Source organism: Achromobacter sp. Bel (genome assembly GCF_012928505.1).
Taxonomy (GTDB): Bacteria; Pseudomonadota; Gammaproteobacteria; order Burkholderiales; family Burkholderiaceae_B; genus Achromobacter.
The window spans coordinates 1-19,227 of the sequence record NZ_JABBJN010000061.1; the positions used below are offsets into that span (position 1 = coordinate 1).

The window sequence follows — 19,227 nt, forward strand, 5'->3', positions numbered from 1 at the left end:
GCCGTGCGTGCGCGGGCATCGCCAGGCCGCTGTCGACCGCGGCGCAGAACACCTTGTCGTAGGCGTTCGCCCCCCATTCTTGCAGCGGCACGTAGTCATCGCGCACGCGACGCGCCAGCGCGCTCGGCGGCGCGCTGCCGGTCGCCAGGAAATAGGCAAGCGCCGCCAGCCCGTGCACGTCGGTCCACGGGCCGCAGGGATAGGCCGGATCATCCGTGTATTGCTCGAACGCCGCATAGCCGGACTGCCGGGGCGCGTCGTCGGCATCGGGCGCTGGCGCGACCGGCGGCGTCGCCAGAACGGCCTCGCCCGACGGGCCATGGATGAGGGCCGCCGGACAAATGCCGCCGTGGACCTGACCCGTCTCGTGCAAGGCCGCCAGCGGTCCGGCCAGGCTGGCAACGATCTGCGCGATCGCCCCTTGTCGTCCCGGGCCCCGCGGCATGCGGATTAGCGCTTCCAGGCCCGGCTCGTCCGGCCCGGCGGAGCTGCCGGCCATGTCCGGGACGGGCGGCAGTGCGGAAAGTCTGGACATGCGCGGTCCTCCGGGGTCGGTAGGGGTCATGGCCGCCACGTGGGCAGCGACGAAAACAATCGGGCGAACAAGGTGGCATTCAACGCGCCGCCATGGACATAGGTCTGCAATGCCGCGCCGTCGGCCTGGTTGGTCCACCAATAACTGGTGTGCGAACTGGGGTTGAAGCAGAACGGCAGGTCGGGCCACGCGCCCAATGCGCGGCCCGCGACGGGCGCCGGATCCTGCTCGCGTCCCGCGCGCAGGATGTCCATGATGTCGTTGCCCGCCGGCGGCCCGGCCTGCCGTGGCGCCGCAGCGGGCATGCGCACTTGCTGCAGGCTGCGGTCGAACTGTTCCGGCGCGCAGCCATGGCGTACCGCGGCCAACATGCTGGCGCCCACCTGCCGGTAGTAGTCGCTGGCGCCGTCCAGGATGCTGCTGTGATAGTGCGCGGGCGGCATGGCCGCGACCACGCACAAGGGATAGCCGCGCCCCACGCGGTCGCGGCTGGGCGTGATGCAGCCCAGCTGCGCCACGCCCGCCCCGGGCCCCGCCGGAATGGCGAAGTTCCAGATCGGGGCGGACGCGAAACTGCGCGCGGCCGCGGCGTCCGGCGCCTGCTTGAGCGCGACCAGCCCGAATTGCAGCCAGCGGTCCCACCACGCGATCAGTTCACGCGGCAGCCGCCGATGCACGAAATCGCCCGCGGCCGGAATCTTGCCATACCAGCCCACTTGCCCGAACTCCAAGCCTAGCTCCATGTCCCTGTCCTGGTCACGAGGCGCCGGGGCAGGCGAAGCCCTGCATCTCGGCTAGATGAAAAGGGCTCTTGACGCTGCTGGCGGTGATCTCCAGCACCACCTTGCGCCCGCCCAGATCGAACGTGGCCAAGGTGATCTCCGGCGAGGCGCCGCGCTGCAGTTGCGCGCGGTCCAGCATGCGGTTCAGCGCCCATGGCCCCGAGGTCGTCATGCCCGCCGCGCCCCCTTGCGGCGTCAACTCAATGCGCACCTGGTTGCTTCCCCGCGGGCCCGGCCACTGCACCGTGGTCGCCACCTGCGGCCCGTGCGCATAGCGCACCGGCTGGCCATCCACGTCCATCACGAATTGCGTGATGCCCGCGTCCATTTCGACGGGCCGGATGGCGACCCGATAGGACGGCATGGGATTGCCCGCCATGAAGTAGACATCCCGGATGACGCCCGCGCGCTGGAACGCATCCAGCGTGGCGGAATTACCGCCTGACCGCCCATCGACGCCGGGCTTGAAACGCCAGCGCTGGCCGGAGACGTCGATCTGGGTCGCCAGATTTTTTTGGAAGAAGTCGTCCATCATGCCGTTGGGCGCGAACAGGCGCGCCATGTCGTTGGGCGCCACGTCGCGCGTCGACCGGCTGGAAAACGGATAGCGCCCCGCCACCGACTGGCCGCAGAACACGCCGATAGTGGCGGACACGGTTTCGCCCATCCGCGCCCGCGCCACGTCGGACACTTCCCCCGACGCGTTCACGGACAGCGAATTGAGCACATCGCGCAGGGGCCCGGGCAGCCGCCCGGCCTCCGCGCGCAACTTCGTCACCGAGTCCGAACTGGGCGCCGGACTGCCGCTGCGCAGCGCCGCGTCGGCCGCGGTCAGGTACGTGTAGAGCTCGTTGATGAGGCCCGTGGTCGCGGCGATGGGCGGCGCGGCGCCCGCGGCCCCGCCTTCGCCTTGCGCCAGGCGACGCCATGGCTCGAAGTACTGGTCCACGATGCGTTCCAGCTTTTCGTCCGACGCGTCGGCGCGCGTGGCCGCATCGGGCCCCGTGGGGCCGAACATCTGCTCCAGTGCTTCGCGTGTGCTGCTGACGCGGTCGCGCGCCTGATCCACCAGCGACCGGTCGTCCTTGCCCGATTCGCGCAGCAAGGCGGTCTCGCGTGCAACGCCGCGCACCAGTTGCACCAGCGGCGATTCGGGCGCCGACAAGGTGCGCGCCATCTGGATGTTTTGCAGCAAGGACTTGCTGGGCGCCAGTTGCAGGTCGTTCAGGTAGCCGTCCCAGTGCGCCACGTAATCGTTCATGTAGAGGCGCTTGATTCCCGCCACCAGCTGGCGCTGCGCGGCCTGGTCCAGCAGTCCCGGCGGGGGGATGTTCAAGATCCACGCATCGTCCGACCTCAGCACCTCCGCCACGCTGGCGACCCGCTTGTTGAACACGTCCCAATAGCCCCGATAGCTGTACAGCGACGGGATGCCCTGGCTTAGCGGCTTGCCGCTCTTGCGCACGAACACGGCGCTGGCCTGCGCGCCGCCCAGCGTCACCACCGTGTTCTCGGGCGCCGCATCGGTATTGGCCAGCGTGCGGCGCAGTCTGCTGTAGGCCCTTTGGGCCAACGTGTAGCGCGCCAGTTTCTCGCGCGCCTGCGCCACCAGCGCATCATCCTTCGGAAACGGCGACGCCAGCACGCGGCCCTGCGTCAGGTTGCGCAGATGCAGCGACAACTGTTCGTACTGGCGGCGCGTGTAGCCCTCGGGCAGAGTGGCCTGCATGTCCGACAACAGCCACGCATGCATGAACTCCGGGTCGTAGCGGTCGGCTTCGTAAAGCATCAGATAGGCGCGCAGCGCCTCGTAGGAATACTCCAGGTCGCTGGCCGACGCGTCGCGCAACGCCGCCTCGACGCGCCGCGCTACTTGCGGCAGCAGCACCTGGTCCAGCGTGTTGTCATAGACACCCTGCGCCGCCGCTTGCAGCTTCTGGCCCTGATACAGGCCGAAGCGGTAGCCAAGCGGCGGCTTGTCGATCTCGAAATCTTCATGCCGCGGCAAATACCACAGGCTGTCCAGGAAGGGCATCAGGCCCAGCAGGTCGCCCGTGCGCGTGATCTTGATGTCGCGCGTCAACTTTTCCACGGCGGGAACACGCCGCGCGACTTCCTCCACATAGGCCGAGTTATTGCGGTAGCTGAGCGCCCAGCCCGCGATCAGCGCGACGAACATCGCGGTGACCAGTCCGTATCCCGCCCAATGCAATTGCCGGTAGCGGCGCTCCCAACGCAGGTTGCGGCCCGCCAGCCCCGCTTCGCGGAAGATGACGTCGCGCAGCAGGTTCTTCAGGAAGTAGCTGCGCCCCTCGGTTTCGCCTGGCACGTTGGGCGCAGGCGCCGCGGCGCCCTCGATGCGCAGGTAGCGCTTGAGGTGCCCGGTCACCTGGTCGAACGTCTCGCCGCCCTGGGTGCCGCTGGTGAAGTACACCCCGCGCGGAATCACCCGGGCTTCGAACTTCGACGTGGCGAACACGTCGCTCAGGAAATGGCCCAGAATGGCTTGAAGCCCGGCGAATTGCTGCGGCAGCATGTAGGCCAGCGCGCGCCGCGCCGGGTCTTCCTCGGCGGCCACCACTTCGGGCAGGGCGTCGTCCAGGCGCCGCTGCAGCAGCGCATACTCGGCGTGGAAGGCCTCGTACAGATCAAAGCCGGGCTCCTGCGAACGCGCGTAGGGCAAGGTAAAGCCCCAGACCTGTGCCAGCTCGTCGCGACTGAAGGACGCGAAATACTCTTCGAAGCCGGACAGCAGGTCGGTCTTGGTCACCAGCACGTAAACGGGAAACGCAATGCCCAGCTGCTCGCGCAATTCCTGCAACCGCCGCCGCAGCACCGCGGCATGCTGCGCCCGTTCAGCATCGGAGGCCGACAACAGGTCTTCGACACTGACAGTCAGCATTGCGCCGTTGATCGGCTGCCGGCCACGGTACTTGGTCAGCAGGCCGAGAAAGCCGCGCCACTCCTGCTCGTCGCCTGTCGGATCGCTTTCGTGCGTGGTGTAACGTCCCGCCGTATCCAGCAGCACCGCATCGTCGGTGAACCACCAATCGCAATTGCGGGTGCCGCCCACACCGCGCAGGGCCACCTTCCCGTAGCGCTCCGCCAAGGGAAAATTCAGGCCCGAGTTCACCAACGCCGTGGTCTTGCCCGCCCCCGGCGCGCCGATGATCACGTACCAGGGCAGCTGGTACAGGTATTGCTTGGAAAAGCGGTCCAGCGGGCGGCGCCTGCCGCGGCTCTCGAAACGCGTCTTGCGCAGCAGTTCGACCGCCTCGTCGAACCGCGCTTCCAACTGGCGTATCTCATCGTTCTCCGGCGTCTCTGCCACCGGCTTTTCCATGCGCGGCCGAGGCCGGAGCTGGCCCAGCAACTGCGCATTCAAGCGCCCTTCCCGCCATTTGCGCCACACGATGCGTAGCAGCCATATTGCGAAGATCGCCACGATCACGATGAGGCGCACCGCCTCGCTCTCCAATGGCCGCACCGTGCCGACCGCGACAAGCGGGCCCGCGATCCAGATCAGCAGCGCAAGCGCCACCAGCCCCAGGAAATTCCACACGCGACGGCTGAAGAACCATCCGAACAGCCTGTAGATCATTCTTGGCCTCCCTGTCCGTCACCCGCATGCGGCGCGGGCGGCACCAGCACCGTGATCTCCACCCGCCGATTCAGCGCACGGCCTGCGGCCGTGTCGTTGGGCGCCACGGGATCGGCGTCTCCGCGCCCTTCCGCCCTCACCCGCGCGGTTTGTCCCAGGCGTTGCTCCAGCATGTCCTTGACGGCGTCGGCGCGCGCCTGCGACAGATGCCAATTGGACGGAAAGCGCGCGCTGCGCATCGGCGTATTGTCGGAGTAGCCGCGAACCAGGATGGCGCCCTGCGTCTGGCGCAGCGCGTCCGCCACGCGCGACAGCACGGGCAGATACGGATCGCGCACGGAACTGGCGCCGGACTCGAACACCCCGTCGCCGCGCAGCACCACGACGCTGCGGTCCACTTCGTCGCGCACGCTCACCAATTGATCGCGTATCTCGGGCGCCAGGAACAACGCCAGCCGAGGCGCGGGCGCCGGCCGCTTCACGGCCGCCGGCGCGATCTGCACGGTGGGCGGTTTAAGGTGGCTGATGGACGCGAACACGCCATCGGACTCGCTGCCCAGCCGCCAGCCCAATCCCCAGTACAGGGCCAACGCCAGCACGGCGGCCAGCGCGCCGAATACCCACAAGGGCACCGGCAAGCGGCGCAGGGGCGTCTGCGCCGGCTCGTCGCGCCAGTGCGGCGACAAGGCCAGCGCGTATTCGCCGCGCGCACCGCGCAGGATGCGCAGCAGCCGCTGACGCAGCGTTTCCAGCTGCGAGCGGCCGTTGTCCATCACGCGGTAACGACCTTCGAAACCCAGCAGCAGGCAGTAGTACAGCAATTCCAGCAGGTCCAGATGCTGCGCGGGGTTCTGCGACAGCTTGGCCAGCAGCTGGAAGAATTTTTCGCCGCCCCACGTCTCGTTGTGGAACGTGACCAGGAGGCTATGCGCCGACCACACGCCGCTCCCGCCCCACGGCGTAAGCGCCGCGGCTTCATCCAGCGCGGTGCACAGGCAGTAGCGCGCGCCCAGGATCGTTTCATTCGGAATGCCCGCCTGCTGCGCCCGTAACTCGAACTGCCGGATCTCGTCCAGCAAGTGCTCGCGCAGCATCGCCGCCGACGGATGCGCCGCGGTCGCGCGGATCTGCGGGATCAGGTCCAGCAGCGGGTTGGCCGCCGCCACCAGCGGATTGGTCCCGCTGATGACGTAATCGTGGGGCCGCAGCCGGCCGGGGCCTTGAGCGGAGCCGTCGCCCAGCCCTCCCGGCGGTGCGGACAGCGTGTGATCCGATGCGTGCATAACTGTCTCCGCGCTCAATCGCGCAATGCCCAGAACTCCATCGTCAGCCCGGGAAAGTCGCCGGCCAGGTGCAGCGCAAGCGCCCCGGTGCGCTCCAGCTGCTTCCAGAATTCGCCGCTTTTATCCAATTCGAAATACACGTGCCCGGCGCTGTAGGGAATCTGCCGGGGCGCCACCGGCAGCGCGCGCACCGTCACCCCGGGCAGCTGCAGATGCACCAGGTCGCGGATCCGCTCGACGGGACCGATCTTGACCTGCGCGGGAAAGCGCGCGCGCACGGTGTCCGTGCCCAGGTCCGCATGCACGGCCAGCACGAACCCGGCGGTCTGCAGCAGCTCGGCGTCCGCGATCTGTGCCACCCGCACGCCCTGTCCCCTGTCCTGCAACGGAATCTGCAAGGCGCGCTGCTCCAGCACCGCCGACAACGAGCGGCGCAGCTCCGCCATCAAGGGCGCGAAACTGCCCTGCAGGTCGTCGTGGACGTACTCGTGCAACACCTCCGGACGCCGCGTGGCGGTTGTGAAGGTGGACAGATCGCAGGCCAGCATCAACCAGTCGTGGAACAGGCGCTCCGGATGCAGGGCGGCGCTTTGCCGTCCATGCCAAAGTGCGCCCACGTAGCGGTTGACGGTTTCCAGGAGCATGAAGTCGGAGACTTCGGAGACGCCGCCGCGGCCCGGTTGCGACAGGCGTTCGGCCAGCGCCTCGCTGCGGGCGCCCAGCAGGCCGTACAGCTCGTTGACCAGCCCGCGCAGCACCGGATGCTCACCCGCCGCCAGCCAGGGCGCCACGTACCCCTCGTCCAGCACCACGCGGTTGTCCGGGCGGCGCTCCATCACGCGTGCCACGCCCAGGCCCAGCCAATCGTCGGTCAACTCGTCTTCCAGCATCAGGCGCAGCCGCAGCCGGCCCAGTTGCAGCAGGGCCGGCTCCAGCCCCATCGAGCCGGTGTCTTCCACATCGGCCTCGTGCACCAGATAGCGCGCCAAGGTGTCCTCTTCGCCTTCGTAGATCACGTCGGTGGCGCCGGGACGCGCGCGAGGCATCGCCAGCAGGACCCGCGCGCCGCGGGCCTGCGGCGGCACCTCGAACGCCGCGGGCGCGGCATCCGGGTCCGAAAAGTCGAAGGGCGTGCCGTCGGGCATGACGCCCTGCGCTTGCGTCAGCACCAGTTTGCCGATCGCCAGCGCGTCGCGGTCCAGCGACAGATGACTGAATCCCCAGAAGAACCCTTGCGCCGCGGCCGCACGCTGTTGCGCCGCGTGCAGCAAATGGCGCTCAAGCTGCTGGAAATGCTGGGGCCGCAGGAACATTCCCTCCGACCAGATCACTTTGTCTTTGCTCACCATGGTCCGGTTCTCTTATTGTGTTTCTAAAAGGGCCACCACGAACGGTCGCGGTCCACTTCCTCCAGCCCGGCGCGCTTGACCGCGACTTTCACCGTCTCCTCGTTCGGCGAAAACTGCCAGACCTTGTAGATATTGGTGTCCTGGGCCTCGGGCAACTGCACCAGCAGGCGCCATTTTCTTTGTTCAAGCTCCCGATACGCCGCCACCACGCCCACCACGCGCGCCTCCGGGTTGCCGGGGTAATGCAGCACCTTCGTCTCGCCGGGCCGCAGGATCACCTGATCGGTGTTGAGCAGTTCCGCGCCCAGTGCCGCATGCGCGTCGGCTTGAAGCGTGAAGAAGTCGCGCGATTCGAAGGTGCTGGCCGATTTCAATTCATAGATGGTCACCTGCACGGGCGAAGGCCTGCCGCCGGCGTTCACATTTACCTTCGGGTCCGCGCGCAACTCGATGGCATAGGGCGCGGGCACGCGCTTGGCGGTCGACGAGCACCCTGCGATCAGCGCGCCGGCCGCCAGGCTCGCGGCGATCAACGCAGCGCGGCGCAATGGCCGGCGGACGCGATCTCCCGTGAGGGCCCTTCGGTGAAGTAAAGCGTTCATAAGACCTCGGAAATAAAAATACACACGTCTGTTACGCCGAGACGCAACCCTGCCGCGCGGGGCCGCTATCATCGGCGCAATAGCCCTGCCTCCTTTTCTTCGACCGACACGCCCGCGCCATGAAACAGCCCGTCCGTATCAGCTTGATCTCCCTCTTCGCGGTTCTTGCGGCCTGTACTTCCGCCCCCTCGCCGCAGGCCGCGGACGCCTTGCAGCAGGTTCGCGACGAATACGCCGCCAGCCGATTCGGCGATGTGGCACGCACCGTCGCCACTTCCGATGCCCTGGCCGCCGCGCCCACGCCCATGCGGGTCGAAGCGTTGAAGCTTCAGGCCTTCAGCTACTGCGTCATCGGCTACCGGCAACTGTGCGAAGACAGCTTCGCCCGCATCCTGCAACTGCAACCCTCGTTCGAACTCGCGCCCAACGAAACCGGGCATCCCCAATGGGGTCCCGCATTCCAGGCGGCCAAGGCGGCCCAGGCCCACTGACGCGCCACAGGCGCCAAGGAGACAGGCATGAAGCTCACCGTGTTCCAACGTGCCGGCGATCCGGCCTTCGAACCCATCCACGCGGAATTCACGGCGCCCGGCGGCACGGTAGGACGCAGCGTTGAGAACGGCCTTGTCCTGCCCGACCCCGCGCGCGCAATCTGCCGCGTGCAGGCGGCCATCCGCATCAATAGCGCCGACGCCGCCGGTTTCCTGATGAACCTCAGCGGCATGAGCACGGTCAGTGTCAACGGCCGCCCCGTGGCGCAGGACCAAGAGGTGCCGCTGAATCCCGGCGACGAGTTCGACATCGGCGCCTACCGGCTGCGGGCGGAAGCGGCCACGCCCGCCGTCGATGCGGTGCCGCCGGCTGCCGCGATCGACGACGACATCTTCAGCGACCTCATCGGACCCGGCACCTTGCCGGTCGGCAGCGCGCCGGACGTGTCTACCCATCCCTTCGATCTGGATTCCGCGCAAGCGCGCAACCCCGACGACCCCTTGCGCCACCTGCCGCCCGGCGACGCCGCGGTCTCGCGTCCCGTCACCGATCCACTGGCGCTGTTCGACGCCCCCGGCGAAAGCGCGCCCAGTGTCTTTGCCGACAGCACGCCATCCACGCTGCCGGCCCATGATCCGCTGGCCGAACATCGCGCCCACCCGGTCGACGCCGCCTTGGGCGCGCCGCGCGAGGCCACGGACAGCCGCAGCGCTTCCGACCACCTGCGCGAAGTCGGCAGCTTCATGCGCCCCGCGCCTGTGAAGAAGACCCCCGACAACGGGAGCCGCTAGCGGTTCACGCGTAGTCATAGCGAAACTCCCCGGCTTGCGCAGACAGGCGCACGCGGCGCAGCCGACGGTCCTGCATCGACGCCCCCAGCAACTCGCGGCTGATCTGCGGCAAGACCGTATTGGTGAGGATGGCGTCCACCATGCGCGCGCCCGACTCGACTTCCGTGCAACGCGCCACCACCAGCGCCGTCGCGTCGGCCGCCACCTCCAACGCGACACCGTGATGCGCTTGCAGACGGCGGCGCACCCGTTCGAATTGCAGATCCACGATGCGCGCCAGCATGGCGTCGGGCAACGGCAGGTAAGGCACCGCGACCAGCCGGCCCAGCAGCGCCGCTGGAAAGGCCTGCAGCAACGGTTCCCGCAGCGCGGCCGCCAGCCCTTCGGCGTCGGGCATCAGCGCCGGGTCGCGGCACAGCGCGGCGATGCGGTCCGTGCCGACGTTGGAGGTCAGGATGATCACGGCATGGCGGAAATCGATGTAGCGCCCTTCGCCGTCCTCCATCCAGCCCTTGTCGAAGACCTGGAAGAAAATCTCGTGCACATCGGCGTGCGCCTTCTCCACCTCGTCCAGCAGCACCACGCTGTAGGGCCGCCGCCGCACCGCCTCGGTCAACACGCCTCCTTCTCCGTAGCCCACATACCCGGGCGGCGCACCCTTTAATGTGGAGACCGTGTGCGGTTCCTGGAACTCGCTCATGTTGATGGTGATCAGGTTCTGTTCGCCGCCATACAGGGCTTCGGCCAGCGCCAGCGCGGTCTCGGTCTTGCCGACGCCGCTGGGGCCGCACAAGAGGAAGACACCCACCGGCTTGTCCGGATCGGTCAGCCGGGCCCGCGATGTCTGGATGCGGCGCGCCACCGCCTCCAGCCCGTCCCGCTGGCCGATCACGCGCCTCTCCAGCGTATCCGCCAGCGCAAGCACGGCTTGCGCCTCGTCGCGCACCATGCGGCCCACGGGAATGCCGGTCCAGTCGGCCACCACGGCGGCCACCGCCGCCGCGTCGACCGAGACGTGGACCATCGGTGCCTCGCGCTGGCTCAGCGCCGCCGTTTCCCGCGCCAGCGCCTGCCGCGCCGCCGCCTGTTCTGACGCCGGTGCCTCATCCAGCGCCTGGCGCAGCGCGAACACTTTCGCCGTCAACGCGCGCTCGGCCTCCCAGCGCGCCGCCAACGCCTGTTCCGCTTGTGTCGCATCGGCATGTTCCGCAGCCAGGCGTTCCACGCGCTGCGCGTCGCCCGCGCCCAGATGCCGCTCGCGCCGGGCGATGCGTTGCGCGATTTCCAGCGCCTGGATACGCCGCCGCGCATCTTCCAGCGCCGCCGGCACCGCGTGCTGGCTGATGGCCACCCGGGCGCAGGCGGTATCCAGCAACGCGACCGCCTTGTCCGGCAACTGGCGCGCGGGGATGTAGCGGTGCGACAGACTCACCGCCGCCGTGATCGCCTCGTCCAGCAACAGCACGCCATGATGCGTCTGCAACGTGTCGGCCAGCCCGCGCAACATGTCGAAGGCGCGCGCCTCGTCCGGCTCATGGATCTGCACGACCTGGAAGCGCCGGCTCAGCGCGGGGTCTTTCTCGATGTGCTTCTTGTATTCCGACCAGGTCGTCGCGCCGATGGTGCGCAGCTGGCCCCGCGCCAGCGCCGGCTTGAGCAGGTTGGCGGCGTCGCCCGTGCCCGCTGCGCCGCCCGCGCCCACCAGCGTATGGATCTCGTCGATGAACAGCACGATAGGCCGTTCGCTGGCCTGGACCTCGTCGATCACGCTGCGCAAGCGCTGCTCGAACTCGCCCTTCACCCCGGCGCCGGCCTGCAACAGGCCGATGTCCAGCAGATATAGCGACACGTCGCGCAACGGCGGCGGCACATCGCCCGCCGCCAGACGCAGCGCCAGGCCTTCCACCACTGCGGTCTTGCCCACGCCGGCCTCTCCTGCCAGCAGCGGATTGTTCTGGCGACGCCGCATCAGCACATCGACGATCTGGCGGATTTCTTCGTCGCGTCCGGACACGGGGTCGATGGCGCCGGCGCGCGCCCGCGCCGTCAAATCCACCGCAAACCGCTCCAGCGCGGCAAGGTTCCCGCCTTCCGGCGCCTGCGTCTCCTCGGCGGCGGTGGCATGAGGCGCTTCCGGCGAACCCTGTGCCATCTCGCCCATCCTCGCCAGTAACGTGTCCGGCTCGATGCGCGAGAACTGCGGCGACATGCCGACCAGCACGTGGCGCAGCGCATAGGTCCTGACCAGCCCCGCCAGCAGATGGCCGCTGCGGATACGCGCCGCGCCAAAGCGCAAGGACCCCAGCACCCACGCGCGCTCGACGGCGTGATCGATATGCTCCGACAGGTCGGAGACCGATCCCGCGCCGGCCGGCAACCGGTCCAGTTCGGCAATCAGGTCTGCCTGCCACTGCGCCAGGTCCAGGTCGAAGCCCCGGGCGATGCGATGCAGGTCGCTGTCCTGCAGCTGCAGAATCTGATGTATCCAATGCACCAGTTCCACATAGGGATTCCCCCGTAGCTTGCAGAACGCGGTGGCGCCCTCCAGCGCCTGGTAGAGCACGGGATTGAGCTTTCCGAAGAGTTCGATGCGGCCGATATCCGACATGGCGTCTTGGCGCGGTCAAGCGCGCGGCGTCCTGGCAGGTTGGGCCGGCGGGCGGCCACGTGCCGGCGTTTGCCCCCGGCGTTCATAGTCCAGCAGCAGATCGCGCGCCTCGCCCTGCGCCGGCCGGCGCTTGCCCAGCCAGGCAGACAGGCCCAGCGGCCGCGCGGCCCCCAGGGTCAGGCCCTTCGCGTCTTCGGCACGCAGCACCGGCCGTACGTCCCAGGCCAGCTCCACGCCGATGTAGTGCCTGACCCAATGCGTCAGTTGCCGGGCGCGCAGGCCGCCTGGCAGGAAGCTCGTGTAGTCCTCCAGCGTCAGCGGCCCGAGCTCGATGCGGAACTTGTGCTGGGCATCGCGCACCGCAACGCCCAGCACCGTGTCGCGCCCCAGGCCCGCCGTGCCGCCCAGGCCCAGCCGCTGTTCGGGCTCCAGCCGGATCCATTGCGGCACGAATTCGCGGATGCGCACGGGCAGGCCGAAGAACGATTGCAGGATGTGCTTGAGGCCTTCAGGATTGCGGGTCTGGCGCACCAGATGCCCCGCCATGAAATACTTGGCATGGTCCAGCACGGCGTCGCGGCGCCGCATCGACGGCTCGCCCAGGTGCAGCAGGCTGGCCACATACCGCGTAAAGGGTTCTTCCTTGCGATCCAGGCTGACGGTGCTCTGCGCGTCGGCCCAGGCCCGGTAGAACAGCAGGATCAGCCGATGATGGAACACGTCGGCGAACGCCGCCAAGGTGCGGTCCCCGTGATGCGCCATGCGTTCATGGGCATGCTCGGTCAAATGCAGCGGCAACGGGCCGTTGGGGCCGAACAGGCCGAACCCGTATATGGACACCTCCGCCGGCCGACCATTGCGGCCGGCCTGCGCGCGCGCCACGGTAGACGGCGCGAAGGCCATCGACGGCTCCTGCCGCATTCGCACGGGCTCGTAGCGCGCCACCGTCTCGCGTCCCAGCGGCTTGCGCGCGCCGGCATGCGCGTCGATCCAGCGCAGGGCATGGAACAGATCGTGCGCGTAGGGCTCGCGCTCAAGCGCGCGCCACCACTGCGCCTGCGCCTCATTCTCGGTGGCGGCGCCGGGAGGGGAAACCGGATGGGCTACGGGTTGCGCGACGTCCATCGCGTCACCCCATGTGGATCTGCTTGGCATCCACCTTGACCAGGTCGGAGCCAGTCACCAACGTGTACGACGCATGCAGCCGCGCGCTCTGCTCGGCCTGATAGTCGATCGAGCCGGCGCGCACCTGCTCCACTTCGCTCACGCTGCGCATCGACAGGCGCGCCATAAGGGTCATGCGGTCCAGCACCGCTTCGTAGCTGCGCCCGACCAGCCGCGTCTCGCCGAAGGTGGCGTGCAACTGTTCCGCCACCATGCGCACGCGCTTGCACGCATGGCGTTCGTCTTCAGCCTCGACCGCGTATTCCGACGTTCGGATGCGCACCGCGCCCTGGCCATGCAACATCACGTCGCCTGCGCTTTCCAGCCGGACGTTGCCGCTGGTCGACCGCAGCACCAGTTCGCCCTGCGCCTCCAGCGTGGTGTGCGCAGGCTGCGCCTGCACGGTGACCGCGATGAGATACACCCGCGACGGGTCTGGTCCGCTGATCAGCACTTCGTCGCCCGGTTGCGGTGCCAGCAGGCAGCTGGCGGCGCGCCGCGCGGACCATTCCCGGCCATCGCATGCCACGGCATACCTGCCATCGGGTTCGCAGCGCAGCACCTCGCCCAGCAGATGGACGGGGTCATAGGCGATGCGGGTCAAGCTTGCGGCGGATTTCATCTTGCACTCCGGTTCGTGGCGGGTTGCCGGCCTAGACCGCGGGCCGGCGTCCCATGCGGGGTTTGAAGCGGGCGACCTCGCCCCGCTGCAGGGTCGACAGGACCAGCTCCGACATCATGTTGATCGAGACATGGCGCGCGAAAAACTGCTCAAGCACGGCGCCGAACAAATACGGGCTGATGCCGGAAAAGGCCGCTTCGTCCACTTGCAGCGCAATGCGCACGCCGCGTCCATGCACGATGGGGCCCGGCACCGGCAGGCGGTGATAAACGGGCTTGGCGCTGACATGCCGCAAGCCGGAGATGTGCTTGCGCACGGCGGGGTCGGCCAGATTGCCGTAGACGTGCAGCATCTCGCGCAGCGTCTGCGCGCCCTGCTCCGTATCCAGATCCGTCAGGCTCAGGTAATTCAGGCCCAGGTGGCTGATCAGATGCCACGTGGCCGCGTTCTCGGCCAGCGCCGCGCAAGGACGTGTCGGCCCGTGCAGCACCTTCACCGCACGAACGGGTGCCGACACGCGCAGCGTCATGTCCGTGTCGGTACCCAGCGGCAGCAGCATCGGCATATCCCGGTTGGTGCACAGCGTCTCAAGCGACAGGTGGCGCAGCTGGCCGGAGAATGGCGCTTCCTGACGGTCCACCAGCGACAGGAACACTTCGCTGCCGGTGTAGCCGGTTCGGGTGCCGTTGCGTTGGGCCGTGTCGGAAATCAGCCGCGGCTCGCGGCGCACGGAAAAGTACGCCCCATAATCGTCGGGGTCACTGCCCAGCGACCCGAAGAACGGACGGAACTCCTGCTCTTGTTGCTGCGCGGAGGCATGGCCGGTGACGCGCGTCACACCAAAGACTTCGTAGTCCAGCGGACGGCTGCGATCGACCACCACGTGATATTCCGACGTACGCGGCGTGACGGCCACACGGTCCGCCCGCTTGGGAAACAGGTTGATCACCGGCACGCAATGCAGGGCCAGGTTATCGGCCGCAATCGCGCCCTCCAGTTCCGGCGCGGCCACGGAGAACAGCATGGTCAGATCGAACGCGCGCGTCTCGCGCGGCGTGCCGTGCGATTGCGCCTCGCTGCGCAGGCCCGTTTTCAAGCCCGTTTTCAAACCATTCACGCTGAAGAACAGGTAACGCTGCGCGAAGGCGAAATACTCCTGCAGCAGGCGATAGCCCTGGAATACGCGCGCGTCGCCGGGCAGCAGGGCCTGGTCATCGGCAAAGCCTTCGTGGCGCACGGCGCTTGCCGGCAGCTTGTTGATCCACGCCACCGGCCGCGCCGTGTCGTGGCCCAGCACCGCCACCGTGTGCCCCATCATCACTTCCAGCAGGCGCTGCATCTGCAGATCCTGTCCGTTCAGATGAAACACCAGCTGATCAAGGTCCAAGTCTTCCAGACGCTGGCCGCCGCCGACCGCTATCCGGATGCGCAGCGCGCTCAGCACGCGTCCGGCGCGCCCCGCCAGGCCCAGCCGCGCCAGGGGGAGATCCTGCGGCGCGGCGGTGAATTCTGCCTGGGTCACCTCCAAGGGCCACAGGCGCACGGCGTGCCCGGTGGTGAACTCGCAGGGCGTCTGCTCGCCACGCGGCACGCGTCCGCGCAGCAACGTGCCACGCGGCAATTCGAAGCCGCCCGCCAGCGTGCCCTCGTTCATGCTGGGAGAGAACTGCACGATCGCCATCGACGGCGTGGGCGCCAGGTAGTTGGGATACACCACTTCCAGCAAACGCTGGGAGAAACGCGGAAACTCCGCGTCCATCTTCATCTGGATGCGCGCGGTCAGGAAGCTGAAGCCTTCAAGCAGGCGCTCGACATAGGGGTCCGCGACCTCCGTCGCGTTCATGCCCAGACGTCCGGCCACCTTGGGATGGGCCTGCGCGAATTCCGCGCCCAGTTCGCGCAGATAGACAAGCTCGCGGTTGTAGTAGTCCAGCAGACGGGCATCCATCAGACACCGCCCAAATCGCGCAGATCCATATGCCCGCTTTCCAGGTCGATGTCCGTGCGAAACAGGAATTCAAGCGGATGCGGCACGCACCACAGCATGCCCCTGATTTCCAGGCTCAGCACGTTGTGGTGTTCGAGCGTACCGGTGTCGGTTACGCAACGCACCTCCACCGAAGAATCCAGAATGCGCGGTTCGAACGCCGAAATCGCATTGCGGATCGACTCTTCCACGTCGATCCAGTCGATCTCCGACATGCGCTTTCCGGCCATGGCGCGCACGCCGAAATTCACGGTCGACGCCGCAACGGGACGATGCGCCGACAAATCCTGCGACGTCTGCAGATTGACCGTATTGAGCAACCAGCGCAGGTCCCGCAGCACGGCCGCGCGCAGCTGCTCATGCGTCAGCATGGCGCTATCGCGCGGTTCCGTGCGGCGCGCCGGATCATCGTCCATCAGGCGATCCAGCAACGACGGCTGCAGGCGGTCCCGCGCCGCACGCTGGTTGCGCGCAAGCGGCGCCCATCCGGCGGGATCGTCGGCGTGGCCCATCAGGCAAGCTCCAGACTGCGGATGTCGAGCAGGGCGAATTCGCCCGCGTCGGTCAACCACATCTTCTGGCCCACGCCGGCATAGGTGTCGCCACGCAGGCCGCGCCACTCGGTCACCCGCGCAAGCTTGACCGGGTCCGGCAAGTCGACCATGCGTTCGCCCGGCGCGGGCGGATAGCGCGCCGGCACCAGGCCCTGCAGCACCTGGCCGTCCGCCAGCTCAATCTCGGCGCGGGCCCACACCATGTCGCACAGGCCTTCCGGCGCAAGCAGGCGCACCCGCTTAAGCGCCGTGAACGGCAGCCAGGCGTACCGCCCTCCCCCCAGGAACTCGAACACGGGGCCCAGACGGCTGTCGCCGTCGCAGACCCACTGGAACGGCAGCGGGGCATCGTGCATGACGCCTTGCACGCCCCCCGCGCCCGCCGGGGCATCCTGCAACGCTTGGACACGCAGCTCGGCGGCCGGCTCGGCGGCCCCGTGCCCATCCAGGCGCAGCGCCGCCACCAGCGCCCGCATCCAGTCTTCAGGTTCGACCAACAAGACCGGCTCGCCGTCGCCGGCAAGCACGGCCTCGCGCTCGCGCTCCGCCGCAATGGCGCTGGCGTAGAGCGCCACCGTCGGACGCGCCTGCGCGCTGAGCTGGCCGCAGACGCCCAGCTGTTCAGCGGCGCGGGCCCAATCGCCTTGCGCCACCAGCAATTGGAACAGTTGCGCGCGCAAGTCCGCGTCGGCCGGCCGGCGGCGGATCTGCGCCTGCACGTCGTCCAACTGGCCAGACAGGCTGATCGCGCCGAAAGGAACGGCAGCTATAGACATGGGGGATCCGTCCTAGCCCACTTCCTTGTTCTGCTTGATATCCCAAGCCACCAGGCTTTCGGCGCCCTTGCCGCCCTTTTCGGTCTGCTCCCAGTACTGCTGCTTGACCTTCGCGGCCTGGAAGGCGAAGTTCACCACCACACCTTCCGCGCTGCGGTCGCCCGAGATCTGCACCGACGACACCAGTACGTCTTCCAGCGTGATCTTCGAATACTCGATCTGCTCGCCGCCCGCCTTGCACATGGACAATTCGATCTTGCCCAGGTGTTTGCCGCTGGCGCAATGCTTCATCACGGCCGGCGCCGCCTTGTCGATGCGCGCCACCACATGCAGGTCGTTGAAACTGGCCTTGCCCGCGCCCAGGCCGCCGCCGCTGGCCAGGTTTCCTGGCTGCGTCGCGCCCCATGAGAACGACACAATGTCGGTCCAATCCTTGTGGTTGGCGTCTTTGGATTCGCCGTTGGCTCCATCGATTTTCATGAACATATCCACAGCCACATCTGTCTCCTGGAGTTATCGGGCGCGGACGCGCCCGTCTTGTCTGACACTCAGCCTTCGTTCTGCTTGAGCGAAGGCAGCTTGGACACCAACCGCAGCGACACCGTCAGCCCTTCCAGCTGATAATGCGGCCGCAGGAAAAACTTGGCGGAGTAATAGCCCGGGTTGTCCTCGATCTCCTGCACTTGCACCTCGGCCGCCGCCAACGGCTTGCGCGCCTTGGTTTCCTGGGACGAATTGACCGGGTCGCCATCCACGTAATTCATGATCCAGTCGTTCAGCCACCGCTCCATGTCGTCGCGTTCACGGAACGAGCCGATCTTGTCGCGCACGATGCACTTCAGGTAATGCGCGAAACGGCAGCATGCGAACAGGTACGGCAGGCGCGCGGCCAGCTTGGCATTGGCGGACGCGTCGGCCTCGTAGTATTCATGCGGCTTCTGCAGGGACTGCGCGCCGATGAAGGCCGCGAAGTCGGAGTTCTTGCGGTGCACCAGCGGCATGAAGCCGTTCTTGGCGAGCTCCGCTTCGCGACGATCGCTGATCGCGATCTCGGTCGGGCATTTCATGTCGACGCCGCCGTCGTCGCTGGGAAAGCTGTGGCACGGCAGGTTCTCCACCGCGCCGCCCGATTCCACCCCGCGGATGGACGTGCACCAGCCGTACAGCTTGAAGGAACGGTTCACGTTGGCGGCCATCGCATAAGCGGAATTGGCCCAGGTGTAGCGGTCGTGGTTCGCGCCGTCGGTATCTTCTTCAAAGTCGAATTCGTCGACCGGATTGGTGCGCGCGCCGTACGGCAGGCGGGCAAGGAAGCGCGGCATCGCCAACCCAATGTAGCGCGAGTCCTCGGACTCGCGCAGGCTGCGCCACGCCGCATACTCGGTGTTGGTGAAGATCTTGGTCAGGTCGCGCGGATTCGCCAGTTCCTGCCAGGAATCCATCTGCATCACATTGGGCGACGCGCCTGCGATGAACGGGCAATGGGCGGCGGACGAGATCTTGGCGATCTCACCCAGCAGTTCTACGTCAGGTGGACTGTGATCGAAGTGATAGTCGCCCACCAGGCAACCGATCGGCTCGCCGCCGAACTGGCCGTACTCTTCCTCGTATACGCGCTTGAAAATGGGGCTTTGGTCCCAGCCCACGCCCTTGTGGCGCTTGAGCGTACGCCCCAGTTCCGCTTTAGACAGGCTCATCACGCGGATCTTCAGCAACTCGTCGGTTTCCGTATTGGTGACGAGGTAATGCAGGCCGCGCCAGGCGCCCTCCAACTGCTGGAAGTCGGGATGATGCATCACGCCGTTGATCTGTTCGGACAGCTTGCGGTCGATCTCGGCGATGATCGCCTGGATCGTGCGATAGGCGTCCGACGACAGGCCAACCCCGCTGTTCTCCAGCGCCTGGTGGGCCAACGTGCGCACGGCGTGCTCCACCGCTTCCCGCGCTTGTTCGGTCTTGGGCTTGAATTCCTTCTTCAAGAGCGCGGACAGGCCGTCCGCCTCCAGGGTTTCGACAGCACGCGCGTCTGCGCGTTTGGCCACTGCAGTCATGGCATTCTCCGAAAAGCGGTTCGAACGGAA

General features: G+C 67.5%; 15 protein-coding genes and 1 pseudogene. 2 read left to right on the forward strand and 14 right to left on the reverse strand.

Features of this window, described 5'->3' with window-relative positions:
- The 6 genes and pseudogenes from HG262_RS26260 to tssJ all read right to left on the reverse strand — a co-directional run.
- A pseudogene (locus HG262_RS26260) lies at positions 1-535 on the reverse strand (hypothetical protein); the annotation flags it as partial.
- Between the two features lie 26 nt (positions 536-561).
- Positions 562-1,278, reverse strand: a complete 717-nt coding sequence (gene tagF / locus HG262_RS26265; protein ID WP_169273802.1) for a type VI secretion system-associated protein TagF — start codon at positions 1,276-1,278, stop codon at positions 562-564.
- Between the two features lie 13 nt (positions 1,279-1,291).
- Positions 1,292-4,918 (reverse strand): type VI secretion system membrane subunit TssM, encoded by a 3,627-nt coding sequence (gene tssM, locus HG262_RS26270; RefSeq protein WP_169273803.1) that lies wholly within the window; start codon positions 4,916-4,918, stop codon positions 1,292-1,294.
- On the reverse strand, positions 4,915-6,201 hold the full coding sequence (locus HG262_RS26275) for a DotU family type VI secretion system protein (RefSeq protein WP_169273804.1): 1,287 nt from the start codon (positions 6,199-6,201) through the stop codon (positions 4,915-4,917). Before HG262_RS26275 ends, tssM begins: the two co-directional genes overlap by 4 nt.
- A gap of 14 nt (positions 6,202-6,215) precedes the next feature.
- Positions 6,216-7,550: a type VI secretion system baseplate subunit TssK gene (tssK, locus tag HG262_RS26280; protein ID WP_169273805.1), complete on the reverse strand. Its 1,335-nt coding sequence runs from the start codon at positions 7,548-7,550 to the stop codon at positions 6,216-6,218.
- 23 nt (positions 7,551-7,573) lie between these two features.
- Positions 7,574-8,152 carry a type VI secretion system lipoprotein TssJ gene (gene tssJ, locus HG262_RS26285; protein ID WP_169273806.1) on the reverse strand — a complete coding sequence of 193 codons (579 nt, stop codon included), beginning with the start codon at positions 8,150-8,152 and terminating at the stop codon, positions 7,574-7,576.
- A 119-nt stretch (positions 8,153-8,271) separates the two neighbouring features.
- Here tssJ and HG262_RS26290 point away from each other — a divergent pair, with 119 nt between their 5' ends.
- Both HG262_RS26290 and HG262_RS26295 read left to right on the forward strand, forming a co-directional pair.
- Entirely contained in the window at positions 8,272-8,643 is a 372-nt protein-coding gene (locus HG262_RS26290; RefSeq protein WP_169273807.1) for a TssQ family T6SS-associated lipoprotein, read from the forward strand.
- Between the two features lie 27 nt (positions 8,644-8,670).
- The gene (locus HG262_RS26295; RefSeq protein WP_169273808.1) at positions 8,671-9,435 is read left to right on the forward strand and encodes an FHA domain-containing protein; all 765 of its coding nucleotides are present in this window, start codon (positions 8,671-8,673) and stop codon (positions 9,433-9,435) included.
- Between the two features lie 4 nt (positions 9,436-9,439).
- Here the strand turns inward: HG262_RS26295 and tssH are convergent, their stop codons facing one another.
- Genes tssH through tssC form a run of 8 tightly spaced genes read right to left on the reverse strand, consistent with a single transcriptional unit; the run spans position 9,440 to position 19,197 of the window.
- The gene (gene tssH / locus HG262_RS26300) at positions 9,440-12,043 is read right to left on the reverse strand and encodes a type VI secretion system ATPase TssH (RefSeq protein ID WP_169273809.1); all 2,604 of its coding nucleotides are present in this window, start codon (positions 12,041-12,043) and stop codon (positions 9,440-9,442) included.
- A 15-nt stretch (positions 12,044-12,058) separates the two neighbouring features.
- On the reverse strand, positions 12,059-13,168 hold the full coding sequence (gene tssG, locus HG262_RS26305; protein WP_169273810.1) for a type VI secretion system baseplate subunit TssG: 1,110 nt from the start codon (positions 13,166-13,168) through the stop codon (positions 12,059-12,061).
- A 4-nt stretch (positions 13,169-13,172) separates the two neighbouring features.
- Complete coding sequence (locus tag HG262_RS26310; RefSeq protein ID WP_169273811.1) at positions 13,173-13,829, reverse strand: DUF3540 domain-containing protein; 657 nt, start codon at positions 13,827-13,829, stop codon at positions 13,173-13,175.
- Between the two features lie 31 nt (positions 13,830-13,860).
- Positions 13,861-15,777, reverse strand: coding sequence for a type VI secretion system baseplate subunit TssF (gene tssF / locus HG262_RS26315; protein WP_169273812.1), 1,917 nt, complete (start codon positions 15,775-15,777; stop codon positions 13,861-13,863).
- Positions 15,777-16,328, reverse strand: coding sequence for a type VI secretion system baseplate subunit TssE (tssE, locus tag HG262_RS26320; protein ID WP_169273813.1), 552 nt, complete (start codon positions 16,326-16,328; stop codon positions 15,777-15,779). Before tssE ends, tssF begins: the two co-directional genes overlap by 1 nt.
- Entirely contained in the window at positions 16,328-17,146 is an 819-nt protein-coding gene (locus HG262_RS26325) for a type VI secretion system accessory protein TagJ (RefSeq protein WP_169273814.1), read from the reverse strand. The genes tssE and HG262_RS26325 overlap by 1 nt, the downstream gene beginning before the upstream one ends.
- A gap of 12 nt (positions 17,147-17,158) precedes the next feature.
- A complete protein-coding gene (locus HG262_RS26330; RefSeq protein WP_169273815.1) occupies positions 17,159-17,644 on the reverse strand; it encodes a type VI secretion system tube protein Hcp in 486 nt (161 codons plus the stop codon).
- 50 nt (positions 17,645-17,694) lie between these two features.
- The gene (tssC, locus tag HG262_RS26335) at positions 17,695-19,197 is read right to left on the reverse strand and encodes a type VI secretion system contractile sheath large subunit (protein WP_169273816.1); all 1,503 of its coding nucleotides are present in this window, start codon (positions 19,195-19,197) and stop codon (positions 17,695-17,697) included.
- Positions 19,198-19,227: the final 30 nt, after the last annotated feature.